Annotated in this window: 12 protein-coding genes; 7 read left to right on the top strand and 5 right to left on the bottom strand. The window is 63.9% G+C overall.

Annotated elements, in window-relative coordinates; all coding sequences use genetic code 11:
- Positions 1 to 5 precede the first annotated feature (5 nt).
- From IGS58_RS06005 to IGS58_RS06025, 5 genes are all read left to right on the top strand, one after another.
- Complete coding sequence (locus IGS58_RS06005) at positions 6 to 1,067, top strand: porin (protein WP_034785482.1); 1,062 nt, start codon at positions 6 to 8, stop codon at positions 1,065 to 1,067.
- Between the two features lie 3 nt (positions 1,068 to 1,070).
- The gene (locus IGS58_RS06010; RefSeq protein WP_070260558.1) at positions 1,071 to 2,066 is read left to right on the top strand and encodes a Bug family tripartite tricarboxylate transporter substrate binding protein; all 996 of its coding nucleotides are present in this window, start codon (positions 1,071 to 1,073) and stop codon (positions 2,064 to 2,066) included.
- 43 nt (positions 2,067 to 2,109) lie between these two features.
- Positions 2,110 to 3,207, top strand: a complete 1,098-nt coding sequence (locus IGS58_RS06015; protein ID WP_070260560.1) for an ABC transporter substrate-binding protein — start codon at positions 2,110 to 2,112, stop codon at positions 3,205 to 3,207.
- Positions 3,208 to 3,275: 68 nt separating this feature from the next.
- Positions 3,276 to 5,066 (top strand): ABC transporter permease, encoded by a 1,791-nt coding sequence (locus tag IGS58_RS06020; RefSeq protein ID WP_230520873.1) that lies wholly within the window; start codon positions 3,276 to 3,278, stop codon positions 5,064 to 5,066.
- Between the two features lie 35 nt (positions 5,067 to 5,101).
- A complete protein-coding gene (locus IGS58_RS06025) occupies positions 5,102 to 6,175 on the top strand; it encodes an ABC transporter ATP-binding protein (protein ID WP_034785487.1) in 1,074 nt (357 codons plus the stop codon).
- Between the two features lie 48 nt (positions 6,176 to 6,223).
- Here IGS58_RS06025 and IGS58_RS06030 read toward each other — a convergent pair whose 3' ends face one another.
- Genes IGS58_RS06030 through IGS58_RS06040 form a run of 3 tightly spaced genes read right to left on the bottom strand, consistent with a single transcriptional unit; the run spans position 6,224 to position 7,875 of the window.
- Positions 6,224 to 7,009 (bottom strand): DUF2145 domain-containing protein, encoded by a 786-nt coding sequence (locus IGS58_RS06030; RefSeq protein ID WP_034785488.1) that lies wholly within the window; start codon positions 7,007 to 7,009, stop codon positions 6,224 to 6,226.
- 5 nt (positions 7,010 to 7,014) lie between these two features.
- Positions 7,015 to 7,428 carry a hypothetical protein gene (locus tag IGS58_RS06035; protein ID WP_230520874.1) on the bottom strand — a complete coding sequence of 138 codons (414 nt, stop codon included), beginning with the start codon at positions 7,426 to 7,428 and terminating at the stop codon, positions 7,015 to 7,017.
- 24 nt (positions 7,429 to 7,452) lie between these two features.
- Positions 7,453 to 7,875, bottom strand: coding sequence for a hypothetical protein (locus IGS58_RS06040; RefSeq protein ID WP_052140399.1), 423 nt, complete (start codon positions 7,873 to 7,875; stop codon positions 7,453 to 7,455).
- Between the two features lie 160 nt (positions 7,876 to 8,035).
- Here IGS58_RS06040 and IGS58_RS06045 point away from each other — a divergent pair, with 160 nt between their 5' ends.
- Positions 8,036 to 8,779 carry a helix-turn-helix domain-containing protein gene (locus IGS58_RS06045; protein WP_034785491.1) on the top strand — a complete coding sequence of 248 codons (744 nt, stop codon included), beginning with the start codon at positions 8,036 to 8,038 and terminating at the stop codon, positions 8,777 to 8,779.
- A gap of 24 nt (positions 8,780 to 8,803) precedes the next feature.
- On the opposite strand, the gene IGS58_RS06050 is transcribed toward IGS58_RS06045, so the two are convergent.
- Together IGS58_RS06050 and IGS58_RS06055 are read right to left on the bottom strand one after the other, a co-directional pair.
- On the bottom strand, positions 8,804 to 10,261 hold the full coding sequence (locus IGS58_RS06050) for a DUF3999 family protein (RefSeq protein ID WP_230520875.1): 1,458 nt from the start codon (positions 10,259 to 10,261) through the stop codon (positions 8,804 to 8,806).
- Positions 10,258 to 13,464 (bottom strand): DUF2339 domain-containing protein, encoded by a 3,207-nt coding sequence (locus tag IGS58_RS06055; RefSeq protein WP_230520876.1) that lies wholly within the window; start codon positions 13,462 to 13,464, stop codon positions 10,258 to 10,260. The genes IGS58_RS06050 and IGS58_RS06055 overlap by 4 nt, the downstream gene beginning before the upstream one ends.
- A gap of 246 nt (positions 13,465 to 13,710) precedes the next feature.
- On the opposite strand from IGS58_RS06055, the gene IGS58_RS06060 reads away from it, so the two are divergent.
- Entirely contained in the window at positions 13,711 to 15,597 is a 1,887-nt protein-coding gene (locus IGS58_RS06060) for an MFS transporter (protein WP_092606387.1), read from the top strand.
- Position 15,598: the final 1 nt, after the last annotated feature.

Here is a 15,598-nt window from a genome sequence, read left to right on the forward strand (position 1 = left end):
TCTACATGAAGAAAACTGCATTCTCGCTGGCCGCCATGGCGCTACTCGCCGCAGCCGGCAGCGCCCACGCCCAGTCGAACGTCACCCTGTACGGTCGCCTGGACGCCGGCATCAGCAACACCAGCAACGCCGGTCCGAACAAAAGCTCGATGACGCAAGTCAGCTCGGGCGGCATGAACACCTCGCGCTGGGGCATCCTGGGCAGCGAAGACCTGGGCGGCGGCCTGAAGGCCGTCTTCAATCTGGAAGGCGGCATCCTGGTCGACACGGGCGCGGCCGACGGAGCGCTGTTCAAGCGCCAGGCCAACGTGGGCCTGGAAGGCGCGTTTGGCCGCGTCGTGCTGGGACGCTCGTTCACCACCGTGTATGACTTCGTGCTGCCATTCGATCCGATGGCCTATGCGCCGTTCTACTCGTGGGCCACTTCGGCCCACGCGACGGGTCCGAGCAAATACGGCATGACGACGGCCTTCGACAATATGGTCAAGTATTCGGGCAAGACGGGCGACTTCAGCTACGGCGCATCGTACGGCTTCGGTGAACAGTCGACGGGCAATTCGGACAGCGCCAAGCTGTCCACGGCCGTCACCTACAAGACGGGTCCTGTCAGCCTGCTCGCTACATATGAACAGGTGAACGGCAACACCATCGCCGGCGGCGCGCGCGACAAGACCACCGTCTACCACCTGGGCGCCATGTATGACGACGGCCCGTGGAAAGTGCAGGCGGCGGCGCGCGACTACAAGCTCGATCCGGCTGCCGCCGGCAAGGCCGACGTGCGCGGCACCCTGTACTGGGGCGGCGTCAGCTACAAGACCACGCCGGTCGTCACCCTGACGGGCGTGATCTACTACCAGGACGTGAAGAACGTGGCCGCCAACCTCGATGCCGATCCGATCATGTACGTGGCGCGCGTGCGCTATGCCCTGTCCAAGCGCACAGACCTGTACGTGGCCGGCGCCTACGCCAAGGCCAAGCACAAGCAGCTGGTCAGCCTGTCGCGTGACGATGCCGGTTTTGGCGACACGCAGCGCGGCCTGATTGCCGGCATCCAGCACCGCTTCTAAGGCATGACCATGCTGCGCACCGTGTTCCTGTCGCTGCTGCTGTTGTCCGCGCTGCTGCCCGCGCTGGCAAATGCTGCCGCGCCTGAAGTTGACTGCGTGGTGCCGTCCAAACCGGGCGGCGCCATGGACCTGACCTGCAAGCTGGCGCAGAAAGGCTTGCTGCAGCCCGATCCCACAGCGGCGGCACCGTTCGCGTCCTCGGTGCGCATCAGCTATCTGCCAGGCGGCATCGGCGCGGTGGCGTGGCGCTCGATGGGCTCGCAGCGCCGGCGTGCCGAAGCAAACACCCTGGTGGTGTTTTCGGGCGGCTCGCTGTTGAACCTGGCGCAAGGCAAGTTCGGCAACGCCAAGACGGGCGACGTGCGCTGGGTGGCGGCGCTGGGCGCCGACTACGGCATGATCGCCGTGCGCAGCGACTCGCCCTACAAGACCCTGGCCGACCTGATCGCCGCGCTCAAGCGCCACCCCGACAAGGTGCTGATCGGCGTGTCCGGCACCATCGGCAGCCAGGACTGGGTGAAGATGGCGCTGGTGGCGCGCCGGGCCGGCATCGACCCGAAAGTGCTGCGCTTCGTCGCGCTGGAAGGCGGCGGCGAGATCTTCACGGCGATGCAGGCCAATTATGTGCAGGTGATGTCGGGCGACACGTCGGAAGCGACCCTGAACGCGGGCGACAGCCATGCGCGCGTGCTGGCGGTGCTGTCGGAAAAGCGCCTGCCCGGCGTGCTGGCCAGCGTGCCGACGGCGCGCGAGCAGGGCATCGATGTGGTGTGGCCCATCATCCGCGGCTTGTGGATGGGGCCGCAGGTGCCGGAACAGGATTACCAGCGCTGGGTGGCCACGTTCGACCGTGCCATGGCCACGCCGCAGTTTGCCCAGTGGCGCACGCAGGCGGGCATGTATCCGTTCGCGCTGACGGGCGACAAATTGACGCAGTACGTGAACCAGGCGGTCGAACGCTACTCCAGGCAGGCGGCCGAATTGGGCCTGATGCGCTGAATCCATTAGCCAACCATACAACAATCACAGACGGAGACAAACCATGCAAACCAAGACCATTCTCGCCATCGCCCTGGCCGCCGCTTTCGCCGGTACCAGCGGCGCCGCTTTCGCCCAGGTACCGGCAGGTTATCCGGCCGACTACCAGAAGATCATCGACGCGGCCAAGAAGGAAGGCAAGGTGGTGATCTACAGCGCCACCGACAGCAAGGCCGCCGCGCCGCTGATCAAGGATTTCAGCGCCCTGTATCCCGGCATCTCGGTCGAATACAACGACATGAATTCCACCGAAGTGTACAACCGCTTCATTTCCGAAGTGGCCGCCGGCGGCAACACGGCCGACGTGATGTGGTCGTCGGCGATGGACTTGCAGATGCGCCTGGCCTCGGACGGCTATGCGCTCAAGTACAAATCCGTGGAAGCGTCCAAGATCCCCGGCTGGGCCATGTGGGACGACCAGGCTTACGGCACCACGTTCGAGCCGGCCGCCATCGTCTATAACAAGCGTTTGCTCGATCCGAAGGAAGTGCCGAAGAACCACGACGACTTCGCCAAGCTGATCGCCACGCCGAAATTCAAGGACAAGGTCACCACCTACGACATTGAAAAGTCGGGCGTGGGTTTCATGTTCATGTCGCAGGACGCCAAGGAGTATCCGAAATTCCTGGCGCTGCAAAACGCGTTTGGCGTGGCCAAGGTGCGCGTGCAGTCGTCGACGGGCACCATGATGGAGCGCATTTCGTCGGGTGAAAACCTGATCGGCTATAACGTGCTGGGTTCCTACGCCCTGGTGCGCGCCAAGACCGACCCGTCGATCGGCGTGGTGCTGCCCAAGGACTACACCCTGATCCTGTCGCGCGTGCAGTTCATCAACAAGAACGCGAAGAACGTCAACGCCAGCAAGCTGTGGCTCGACTACATCCTGTCGCACCGCGGCCAGACCATCATCGCCAACGGCGCCAAGCTGTACGCGATTCGCGCCGACGTCACGGGCGAGACCACCTCGGCGGACCTGATCAAGGAAATCGGCGCGGCCAACGTCAAGCCGATTCCCGTGCATCCGATCATCCTGCAATTTTTGGGACCTGCCAAGCGCATGGCCTTCTTAAAACAATGGAAAGAAACAGCCGGCAAGAAATAACGCCGACTTAGCCGCCCGCGAGCCTGGCTCGCGGGCGCACGCCGCACCCTTCATTCATTGGATTCATCATGCAAACTGCTATCTTGCCGCTGCCTGCACGGTCGCGCTCTCCCTTGTCGCGCCTGAACTGGTCGCGCGGCGTGGTCGTGACGATTACCCTGATCGCCATCTTCCTGCCGCTGTTCCTGATTTTTTACCAGAGCTTTTTGAACGCGCCGTTTTTCATGCCCGTGCGCGAATTCGGCTTTGACTCCTACCGTTTCATCTTCGATGATCCCGATTTCTCGATGGCCTTCAAGAATGGCCTGATGCTGGCCTGCGGCCTGACCGTGATCGCCGTGCCGCTGGGCGGCATGCTGGCCTTCCTGATGGTGCGCACGGATTTGCCGGGCCGCAGCTGGGTGGCGCCCATGCTGCTGGTGCCGATCTTTGTGTCGCCGATGGTGATGGGCTTTGGCTACGTTGTGTCGATGGGGCCCGTGGGCTTCTATTCGATCTGGGCCAAGGAGCTGTTCGGCTTCGTGCCCTGGAATATCTATTCATTCACCAGTATCGTCATTATCGCCGGCCTGACGCACGTGCCGCACGTCTACCTGTATGCCTCGTCGGCCCTGAAAAGCCTGGGCTCGGACGTGGAAGAAGCGGCCCGCGTAGCCGGCGCTTCCCCGATCCAGGTGATGCTGAACGTGTCGCTGCCGATGATCATGCCGGCGCTCGCGTATGCGGGCGTGCTGGTGTTCTTCCTCGGCTTCGAAGTGTTCGGCCTGGTGCTGGTGCTCGGTGATCCGGAAGGCCACCTGGTGCTGCCGACCTATCTGTACAAGCTGACGAACAAGCTGGGCACGCCGTCGTACCACCTGATGGCCGCCGTCGCCGTCTGCCTGGTGATGGTGACCATGCCGCTGGTGATGATACAGCGCTGGCTGCTGAAGTCGGCGAACAAGTATGTGTCGATCAAGGGCAAGGGCGCGCGCAGCAAGGCCATGCCGCTGGGCCGCTGGAAGTGGCTGGCGTTTGCCTTGCTGGCCGGCTGGCTGATCTTCACCATCATCCTGCCGTTGACAGGCATCGTGCTGCGCTCCTTCGTGCAGTACTGGGGCGAAGGCGTGCACCTGGCCGACGTGCTGACCCTGCAGCATTTCCGCGACATTTTTGACCAGCCATCGCTGGTGCGCGGCATCGTCAACACCATCCTGATCGGCGTCGTCGGCGGCGCGCTGGCCGTGGGCTGCTACAGCTTCATCGCGCTGGCCATGCACCGCAAGCAGGACGGCATCACGCGCCTGCTCGATTACAGCGTGCTGGTGCCGCGCGCCGTGCCGGGTCTGCTGGCCGGCCTGTCGTTCCTGTGGGTGTTCCTGTTCGTGCCGGCCTGGCTCGACGGCATATTGAAAGGCATGGACAACGGCGTGGCCTTGTGGCTGAGCGGCCATGTGATTCCCGTGCTGCGTGAAGTGCGCTCGACGATCTTCGCCCTGTGGCTCGCGTATTCGGTGGTGTGGATGGCCTACGGCATGCGCCTCATTTCCACGGCGCTGCTGCAGGTGGGGCCGGAGCTGGAAGAGGCGGCGCGCGCCGTCGGCGCCAACCGCGGCCAGGTGACGCGCGATGTGACCCTGCCGCTGATCAAGTACGGCTTGCTGGGCGCCTGGCTGATGGTGTTCCTGATCTTCGAGCGCGAATATTCGACGGGCGTGTACCTGCTCTCGCCGGGAACGGAAGTGATCGGCGCCATGCTGGTATCGCTGTGGGCAGGCGGCTCGACCGACCTGGTGGCGGCGCTGTCCTTCATCAATATCACCCTGGTGGCCATCGGCCTGGGCATCGCGCTGCGCTTCGGCGTCAAGTTACACAACTGAGTTGCATAACTAAATACAAGAACTGAGACCACATCATGAATGAATTGACCGTCAATGAGCTGTACCTGGACTACGGCACCGGCGCCGCCGCCAACCAGATCCTGAAGGGTGTCTCGATGCACCTGAAAAAAGGCGAAGTGGTCGCCTTGCTGGGGCCTTCGGGCAGCGGCAAGACCACCTTGCTGCGCGCCGTCGCCGGCCTGGAAAGCCCGAAGGCGGGCACCATCCAGATCGGCGAGCGCAATGTCTTCGACGGCGCGCAGCATTTCGAGATGCCGGCCGAGCATCGCAATCTGGGACTTGTGTTCCAGTCGTATGCGCTGTGGCCGCACAAGACCGTATTCGACAACGTCGCCTACGGCCTCAAATTGCGCAAGATGGGCAGCACGGAGATCGCCGCGCGCATCAAGGAAGTGCTGACGCAGCTGGGCCTGGGCCACCTGGGCGAGCGCTATCCGCATCAGCTGTCCGGCGGCCAGCAGCAGCGCGTGGCGATCGCCAGGGCGCTGGTGTACAACCCGCCCGTGATCCTGCTCGATGAACCGCTGTCGAACCTGGACGCCAAACTGCGCGAGGAAGCGCGCGCCTTCCTGCGCGAACTGATCGTGCGCCTGGGCCTGTCGGCCCTGATGGTGACGCATGACCAGGGCGAGGCGATGGCCATTTCCGACCGCATCCTGCTGCTCAATAACGGCAAGATCGAGCAGCAGGGCACGCCGCAAAGCATGTATGAAACGCCGGACACCCTGTTCACGGCTGAATTCATGGGCAGTAACAACCGCCTGCCCGGCAAGGTGGTGCAGCGCGAAGGCAATCAGGTGCGCCTGCTGGTCGATGGCGCGTCCATGCAGGGCGTGGCGCGCGGCGCCAACGTGGGCACGGAAGTGACCACCATGATCCGCGTCGAGGAAGTGAAGATCAGCGCCACGCAGGTCGACAACGCCATCGAGCTGCCGCTGCTGACGTGCATGTACCTGGGCGACCGCTGGGAATGCCTGTTCGAGCGCGGTGGCGCCGAGAACATCAGCCTGCGCGCGTACTCGCGCCACAAGCTCGAGGCGGGCAAGTACTGGCTGCACATGCCGGCCGATAAGCTCTGGGTGTTTTAACGATGACGAGGTGGCCATGCTGGCCACCTCGTCCGTGCTGCCGCGTCCTTAATTCCCCCGCACGACGATTTCCTGCACCTTCGGTTCGCGCTGGCGCATGAAGCGCACGATGGAGTCGACGGTGACGACATCGATCTGGCGCGTCATGCGGCGTTCGAACGGGTGATCGTCAAAAGCGATATTGGCGCGGAACATGCGCGCGCCCAGGCGCGTGGCGGCGGGTATGCTGAGCGTTTGCGGCGCGTAGCTGGCGCTGCGCAGCCAGCCTTGCGCTTCGGCGCGCGTTTCGATCTTGCCCGGCTCGTTGCTGGCGGCGGCCAGGGTTTCCAGCACCCACTGATTCGAATTCTGGTACTTGGTGGAAAACGGGTAGGCCAGCATATTGTAGTGCGGCTCATGCAGACGCTTGGGCGTGTTCGACGTCAGCAGGCGCACCAGTTGCTGCTGCGTATCCTGGCCGGGAATCAGGATCAGGGTTTCATACATGAACACATCATCCATGAAGAAATTGCCCAAGCCTTCGTTGTACAGCGACGATTGCGCGGTGCCGCATTCATTGAGTTCATGCACCACCAGCCAGCGGCCCTTCGGGTGGTCGCGCCAGGCCAGCGCCATGTGCGAATAGCGCAAATTGTACTTCGACAGGTCTTGCCCGGCGCGCGCCACCAGCGCCACCTGCGCGCCCGAGCCATCGAGCGCCTGCAGGGTCTTTTGCGCCAGGTCCATCGATTTGACGAGGGTGCTCGCATCTGTTTGCTTTTCCTCGCACGAGCGTCCCGCATGGGCGGCGCCGGCCAGGGCCAGGCTGATGACAATCACGGTCAGGCGTTTCATGGGATTCACGCTTTCGAATGGTAGAGGATGGCGTGGCCGGCGGCGTTCGGCAAATAGGCGATGGCCTTGCCCGACAGCACCAGCATGTGGCCCGTCGAGACGGCCACCACGTTGACGACCGTGCCGGCCGCCAGCGACAGGCCTTGCGTGGCCTTCTGGCTCAGCTTGACGGAGGCCGTGGCAGCCTGCGAGGCACCCTTGGCCGTGCTTTTGAGCACGAGGACGCTGCCGTCGGCCACGTCTTCCACCTTGTCGATGACAATTTCACCGGCGGCGGCCAGCACCGACATGGAGCCGACCAGGACGATGGCCGAGGCCATACTGGCGTTGTCGGACGCGTTGGTGGTGTCGGAATTGGCGGCCTGGGCCAGCGGCGCCATGGCGGCGCACAGCAGGGCGGTGGCGAGCAAGTGTTTCATGGGATGTCCTTTCTTCATTGGTGCTTACGCTTTGGAGTGGTGCAGCAGCGCCTTGCCCAGTTCGTTCGGGATGAAGGCGATGGCCTTGCCGGACATGACCAGCATGTGGCCGGTGGACAGCGCCACCACGTTGACCACGGTGCCGGCTGCCAGCGACAGGCCCTTGGCCGCTTGCGCGCTCATCTGGATGGAAGCGCCGCCCGCTTCGGACGCGCCTTTCAGCACGATGACGATGCCTTCGCCCACCGTTTCCACGCTGGCGACGACCACCTGGCCGGAGGCGACCAGCATCGACATGGAACCCGCGACGACCACGGCGGAACCCTGGCTGAGGTTTTGCGAGCCTTTCGACAGGTTCTCGGAGGCGGCGGCGTGGACCAGGCCGGGAGCGGCCACGGAGAGCGTCAACAGCGACAGGGACAGGCAGAGGGGCAGCAGGCGTTTCATGTGTTTCTCCTTCAAGTGTGCCAAGTGGCAACGCCATCATTGTAGACTGTGGGCAATTGGTCAATGAAAACGCTACTCGTAGCGGGCAGGCATACCGCAGGTAGCGTATTGCGCTACTTTTTTGCCGCTGGAACCGATGCTATTTATATAAAGGAAGTGCATGCCGCAAACCCACGCCTTGATCGAAGCCTTGAAACGCCTGTTGAAAGCGCGTTCCGTCACGTATGCCGAGCTGGCCCAGCGCATCGGCGTATCCGAAGCCAGCGTCAAACGGATGTTTTCGCAGAAGCAATTTACCCTGCAGCGGCTGGATCAGATCCTGGTGGCCATCGGCAGCGATTTCCAGCAGCTGGCGCTGGCCGTGCAGTCAGCCCAGGCCGCGCCCACCCTGATTACGGGGCTGACGTATGCGCAGGAAAAGGAAATCATCGAGGACACCCGGCTGTTCGTGGTGGCCGTGTCCGCCCTGAATCTGTTGCCGCTGGAACAGATCGTCGCCATCTACGACATCAGCGAAGCGCAAGCCGTGAAATACCTGCTGCGTCTCGACAAGATCGGTTTTCTGGAACTGCTGCCGAATAACCGGGTCAAACTGCTGGTGGCGCGCACGTTTGCGTGGATACCGAACGGTCCCATCCATACGTATTTCAAAAAGGAAGCCTATGGCGACTATTTGAATTCGCAATTCGATGGCGAAACGGAATTGCTGCGCCTGGTGAACGTGATGCTGTCGAAAAAGTCCACGGCGGCCTTGCTGGAGCGCCTGAAGCAAGTCGCGGTGGAATTCTCGCAGCAACACCAGGAAGACGCGCGCCTGCCTGGTGAGGAGCGCCTGGCCATCAGCTTCATGCTGGCGGCGCGGCCGTGGATGCCGCAGACGTTCAAGGCGCTGCTGCGGCAATAAGGCAGCGATATCGCGGCCAACCGGCTAATGTTGCTGCTTGTCGGTACTGCCTTGTTCCTCTTTCATCTGCGTCAGCAAACGCCAGGCAAAAAAGCCCAGCACGCCTACGCCCAGCAGCAGGGCCGCCCATAGCGCGGCCAGGCGCCATGGCGCACTGGTGCCAGCCGGTGCCGGCGCGGCGTCGCTTGCGCCAGCGCGCGCCGTCAACGCACCCAATGTGGCAATCGGCAGCGCCTGCAATTCGCCGTCGCGATAGCCTGGTGCCACCTGCGACAGCGGCTGCGCCACCGGTTGCGCGTCGGCTTTGCCGAACACCAGATGATATGGTCCCTTGCCGCCGGCCAGGAACACCAGCGTTTCCGGCGTCCAGCCAAGGCGCAACAGCGGCGCGCTGGTCGGCATCGCCGTACTTTGCGACTCGGGCCGCAGCACCCATTGCGTGGTCTGCACCACGGGCATGGCCAGGTCGCCGGAGACGCGTTCCTTGCCAGCCTCGCTGATGCGGTAAAAGCTGGTGGTCAGCAGCGGCTCAAAATATTCGCCATTTGCCGGTCGCGTTTGTCGGTGCAGGGACAGCCGGCGCTGCGGCACATAGTTATTTTGGCGATACACGCCCAGGGTGACGGGCAGCACCACGTTGCGCTCCTTGAATTGCAGCGCAATGCTGTCGGCGGGAATGGCGATCGGCGTGGCATACGCCCAATCGCCAGCAAGTTTGCCTGGCGCACCGCGCAGCACGATGCTCGCGCGTGGCGGCGCCGCCTCGGTTTCGCTGACGGCTTGCGCCGCAATCGATGCAAACACCAGCGGCTGGCCTTCCTGCCAGCTCAGGCGCGCGTAGCGGAAAGCGCGTGGCGCAAAAGCGATGCTGTCGTTGGCCAGCGTTTGCGTGTCACTGTTGCTGAGCCAATTCAAGGTGGTGGTGCCGATGGCGTCCCATTGCTTCAGGTCGTCGCTCACTTCCAGCAGCACTTGCGCACTGTAATTTTGCGTGCGCTCCGGTGGCGTGAAGCGCAAGGCGGCGATGCGCCTGTCTTGCGTCTGCTTGCCCAGGTCGAGGATCAGCGCTTGCAGCGCCGCCGTGGCCGCTGCCGTGCCGGCGCGGGTGCTGACCGACAGCAAGCGGCCATCGTCCGCCGTGCGGATGTCGATGCCTTGCAAGCCGTCGCCAGTTGCCGGCGCGCCCGTCACGGGGAAAATGCGCACTGGAATGGCTGTCCGCTGCGTCGCCGATGGGGCGGGCGGCGCGCCGATGGCATAGGCCAGGCGCTTGCCGTCGGCATCGAACAGCCGCACGTCGGCCAGGCTGGCCGAGCTGGCGTGCAGGTAGACTTCCTTGGGCAATGCCAGCTTGACGATGCCCGCGCCGGCCGGCACGGTCACCGGCATGCTCCAGCCGTAGTCCTGTGGCCTGTCCTGGCCAGGTGCGGCCAGCGCGGCGCCTGCCAGCAGCAGGCTGCAGCAGATCAATGAGTGTTTCATGCTGCTCCTTGTTGCGGTTCGGCTGGCGCTGGCGCGGCAGCCTTGGGGAAAGGCGCCAGGTAGCCGATCAAGACCATCAGCAAGCCGACACCGACAAAGGAGATGATGCGTTCGATGCCGCCCACGTTCGACAGGTCGATCAGGAACAGTTTCAAGACAACCAGTCCCAACAGCACAGCGCCCATGCTCCATTGCTGGCGCCGTTGATGGCGCGCCGCGTGGCGCATCAGCAGCAGGGCCGTGATGCTCCATACCAGCGACAGCATCGCTTGGACGAATTGCGAGGCCAGCATGGCGTCAAAGGTATACGGCACGCCGACATAGTGCGATACCGTGCGCAGCAGCATCAGGTTGAACCACAGATACACGCAGCAGGCGGCCACGGCAGGCAGACGTGCTTGCCACAGGGCAGGCAGGGGCAACTGCTTCGCCGGCAGCAGGCGGTAGCTGGCAATGGCCAGCAGGATGGCAAAGCCCGTGCTCAAGTCCAGCGGATTGAGCAGCGGCAAGTAGGGCAGCGGGGCCATGGCGCCATCGTCGAAGATATTCCAGGCGGCAATCAGCAGCAGCGACCAGAGTGCGCCCAGCGGTATCAAGGTGCGCTGGTACCACTCTGCAATCGGCGCCACCGGCCAGGCGCCCGCGCGGCAGCGGCGGATCAGCAAGGCCAGCACCAGCATCATGGCCCAGGCTGGCAAGTAGCGGGCCCAGGCCGGGCTGACGCGGTCTTCATGCTGTGCCAGCCAGGCGTTGACATGCATGGCGCCGACCGGCCACAGCATCAGCCATGGCGCGGCAGTGCGCAGCGTATGCAGCAGGCGCTGCGCCCGCAGGCCGAGTTGCCAGCCCGCTTGCGGCCAGGCCAGCAGCAGGTATTCGCCTGCCGCCAGGGCGCTGGCCAGCGCCAGCCAGCTCAAGCCGGTCGGCAGGTAATCGCGCAGGTACAGCGCCAGCAGCATGTTGGCGCTCCACAAGCCCAGACCGAGCCAGGTGGCGACGGTGAACCAGCGCAGCTGCGGCCAATCGAGGCGCCGCGCCAGGAGGGCGAACGCGGGCGTCGTGACGGACACGGCGATCAGGTACAGCGCCAGCCAGTGCTCGCCCGCGTGCGGCTGCAGCTCCAGGTTACCGTCGATCAGGCGCAGCAGCCAGCTGACGAGCGGCACGAGGATGGCGGCAAACCACAGCAAGCCGCTCCAGACCAGCAGGGGGCGCGCTGCCAGGGCCAGCAGTTCGTCGCCGCCGCGCGCGCGCAGCGCAAGGAAGCGGGCGCTGGCAAAGGCGGCGGCGCCCAGCAGCAGCGCGCTGAGGAAGGAACCGTCGAACAGGCTGGCCGGGTGCTGGTCCCAGGCCCAGCTGGCGCGGCTGAGCATGACCATGCCGGCCAGCACCTGCACGGCCAGCAGCAGCGCGCGCGGTGCATGCCATTGTTCGCGCCGCGCCAGCACCGCCAGCAAGGCGGCCACAGCCAGCGCGCTGACGGTGAGCAGGTTCAATTGCGTAGTGGCATCCGTGCGCAGCAGGATTTCGCTCCAGATGCCGCCCAGCAGCCAGGCTGCGGCGGCCGTCAGGAACAGCACGGACAGGCTGCTCATGAACTCCTGATGCAAATGGCTGGCGTGGCGGCGGAAATTGTAGGCCATCACCAGCGCGGCGGCGGCCAGCAGCGCGCAGCCGAGCCAGATGTTGGCGTGCAGGGCCGCGGCCGTATCGAGTTCCTGCATGGCGATCAGGAAGGCAATCCAGGCGGCCCCCTGCACCAGCAGGCCGAAGGCCCAGGCCAGTGTCTGGCGCTGGCGCAAGCCGACCCAGACGATGCCCGCGCCTTCCAGCGCCCAGGCGGCGGAGGTCCAGCGGCCATCGAGGGCGAACGGAATGGCCAGGGTGCCGAAGACGATGCCCAGCGCGAGGAAGGCTTCGGCCAGCAGTTTGAAACCTGCGCGGCGCCACAGTGCCACGGCCAATCCCGTGTAGCCCAGGCCGGCAATCAGCGCGGAAAAGGCCAGGCCGAAGTGAAAGTGCTGGACCAGGCCGTATTGCAAGCCCATGGCCGCCAGCGGCGTGCCAAAGACGAGGGTGCCATCCACGTAATGCTTGAGGCGCGGCGCCTGGCGCGCGCAGTAGGCGATGGCGATGCCGATATAGAACAGCACGAAGAGGATCAAAAACAGCTGCGTCGACAGGTAGTGCTCGGGCGTGTAGCGCAGCAGGCCCCAGGTGGTGGCGACGACGAAGGTAAAGCCAAAGCTCAGCACATTCAGGACGCGCCAGGCGCGTTTCAGGGCGATGGCGAAGACGCCCGCATTGAGCAGCGCGTAATAGCTGAACAGGCCGATATGGTTGCCGCTGCCCGTCGACACGAGCAGGGGCACGGCAAAGCCGCCGACGATGCCGAAGACGGCCAGCCAGACGGCGTTTTGCAGCACGGCCAGCAGACACGTGAACGCCGTCAGCACGAACAGCACGGCAAACGCCAGGCCGGCCGGGATCAGTTCATACAGGCGGAAGGCGCCAAACGTCACCAGCATCAATATCGCCAGCGTCGTGCCCTGCAGCGGCAGGCTGATGCCGGGACGGCTGAGGCGGATGCGCCAGGCCCAGGCCAGCAGGGCAATATCGGCCAGCGCGATGCCGGCCAGGCGCAGTTCGATGGGCAGCGTGACCTGCGCCGACACATATTTGAGCAGGAAGCTGACGCCGAGGAAGAGGATCAGCAAGCCCAGCTTGGCAACCAGGTTGCCGGTGAATAGCCAGTTCTTTGCCTTGGCAACGAGGCCGTCCGGGTGCGCGATCCAGGAAGGGGTGTTGGGGACGGCAGGAACGGGCCGGGCTGGAATCGGCGGGGCTGGTTTTGGCGGCACGGGCGCGGCGGGTGCGGGAGCTGCTGCCGGCGCGGCCTGCGCCACTTCGGCCACCTTGAGCGCTGCCGCCTGCGGCACGGGGCTGGGCGTCGGCAGGGGCGCCGGCACGGCCACCGACGCCACGTTGGCGGGCTCGGCGGGTGCTACGGCAACGACGGACGTAGCCGCAGGCGCTTCGGCCTGGCCTTCCAGCGCCCGCAGGCGCTGCTGGATACTGTCGACTTCCTTGCGCAAACGCGCCGTCAGCAACTCCAGATCCGCTACTTTCCTGCGGTGCTGCAGCACCAGCACGAAGGCGGTGACCAGCAAGGCCAGGATGGTCAATGATGTGAATCCAGACATGTCGGGGAGCTTTCCGGGAGGGGCGGGCAAGGGCGCCAGCGGTATGCGCACATTACCTTATTATCAAGAAACAAGCGATTTCTGTTGTGTCAGGGTAAGTGCCAGCCAGCGCATGGAGCGGCAAGGCGAGCATGACGCGGCATGCCGTTTTCCATATTGACGCCAAGCAAGATGTCGACATTCAGATTGTCGTGCGCAAGATAGTGCTGTATTTTAGCAATTCCTTAATTGCCAGTTCCCCATGCCATGAGTCAAAGCAGCCAGTTTTCCTTATTGTCGCAGCGCCGTTTCGGGCCCTTCTTCTGGACCCAGTTCTTTGGCGCCTTCAACGACAATCTGTTCAAGACGGCCTTGATGGTGATCCTCGCCTACGATGCGCTGAGCTGGACCACGCTCGATCCGTCCACCATCACCAACCTGATTCCCGGCCTGTTCATCCTGCCCTACGTCGTGTTTTCAGCCACGGCGGGCCAGCTGGCCGACAAGTTTGAAAAGGCGGGCCTGGCCCGTTTTGTGAAATGGATGGAACTGGCCATCATGGCCGTGGCCGCCGCCGGCTGGATGACGCATACGCTGTGGCTGCTGGTGGCGGCCGTGGTGGGCATGGGCGTGCATTCGACCCTGTTCGGCCCCGTCAAGTATGCGTACCTGCCGCAGCAGCTCAAACCCGAGGAACTGGTTGGCGGCAATGGCCTGATCGAGATGGGCACCTTTGTCGGTATTTTATTGGGCGAAATCCTTGGCGCCGTGCTGATCGTGCACAAGCCGCTGGGCGTGGAACTGGTGGCTGGCGCGACCATCGCCGTGGCTGTGTTCGGCCTGGTCGCCAGCTACCGCGTGCCGCGCACGCCGGCGCCGGAGCCGGACTTGAAGGTGAGCCTGAATTTTGTTGCCGAATCGTTCCGCAACCTGAATTTTTCGCGCAAGAACCGTCCCGTCTTCCTGGCCATGCTGGGCAATTCCTGGTTCTGGTTCTATGGCGCCCTGATCCTGGCGCAGTTCCCCGTGTACTCGAAGGATTTCCTGCATGGCGACCACAGCGTGTTCGTGCTGCTGCTGACGGTGTTTTCCGTCGGCATCGGCACGGGTTCCTTGCTGTGCGAACGCCTGTCCGGCCACAAGATCGAGATTGGCCTGGTGCCGTTCGGCTCCATCGGCCTGTCGCTGTTCGGCATCGACCTGTATTTCGCCAGCAATGCGTATGCGAATACGCAAGTGGTCGATGCGCTGGCGTTCGTCAGCCAGGCGGGCGTGCCGCGCATTTTGATCGACATCGTCATGATCGGCGTCTTCGGCGGCTTCTTCATCGTGCCCCTGTTCGCCCTGATCCAGACGCGCTGCGACCCGAAACACATTTCGCGCACGATCGCCGGCATGAATATCCTCAACGCGCTGTTCATGGTGGCGGCGGCCGGCGTGGCCATCGTGCTGCTGGGACAAGGATTTACGATTCCCCAGCTGTTCCTCGTCACGGCCATCCTGAACGCGCTGGTGGCCGCCTACATCTTTTCGCTGGTGCCGGAATTCCTCATGCGTTTCCTCGCGTGGATACTCATCCAGACCGTGCACCGCGTCAAAGTGGTCGATGGCGAACGCATCCCTACGGAAGGGGCGGCCGTGCTGGTATGCAACCACGTCAGCTATGTCGACGCCATCGTCATCATGGCGGCCAGTCCGCGCCCCATCCGTTTCGTCATGGACCACCGCATCTTCAAGATGCCGCTGATGGGCTGGATCTTCCGCACGGCCAAGGCCATCCCCATCGCGCCGGCCAAGGAAGACCCGTTTCTCATGGAAAAGGCTTTCATCGATATCGCGCAAGCGCTGCACGAAGGCGAGCTGGTGTGCATCTTCCCGGAAGGCAAGCTGACGCGCACGGGCCAGATCAGCGAATTCAAGGGCGGCATCGCCAAGATCGTCGAGCGCAGCAAGGTACCCGTGATTCCGCTGGCGCTGCGCGGCTTGTGGGGGCATCTGCTGAGCCATCGCAATGGCCATTTGTTCGAGCGCGCTTTCAAGGCGGGCTTGCGCTCGCGTTTGTCGCTGGCCGTGGGCATGCCCGTGGCGCCCGAGGCCGCCACGCCGGAATTGCTGCAGCAAAGGGTGCAGGAATTGCGCGGCAAGTGGAAATAAA

This window comes from Janthinobacterium sp. EB271-G4-7A (assembly GCF_020858075.1).
Taxonomy (GTDB): Bacteria; Pseudomonadota; Gammaproteobacteria; order Burkholderiales; family Burkholderiaceae_D; genus Janthinobacterium; species Janthinobacterium lividum.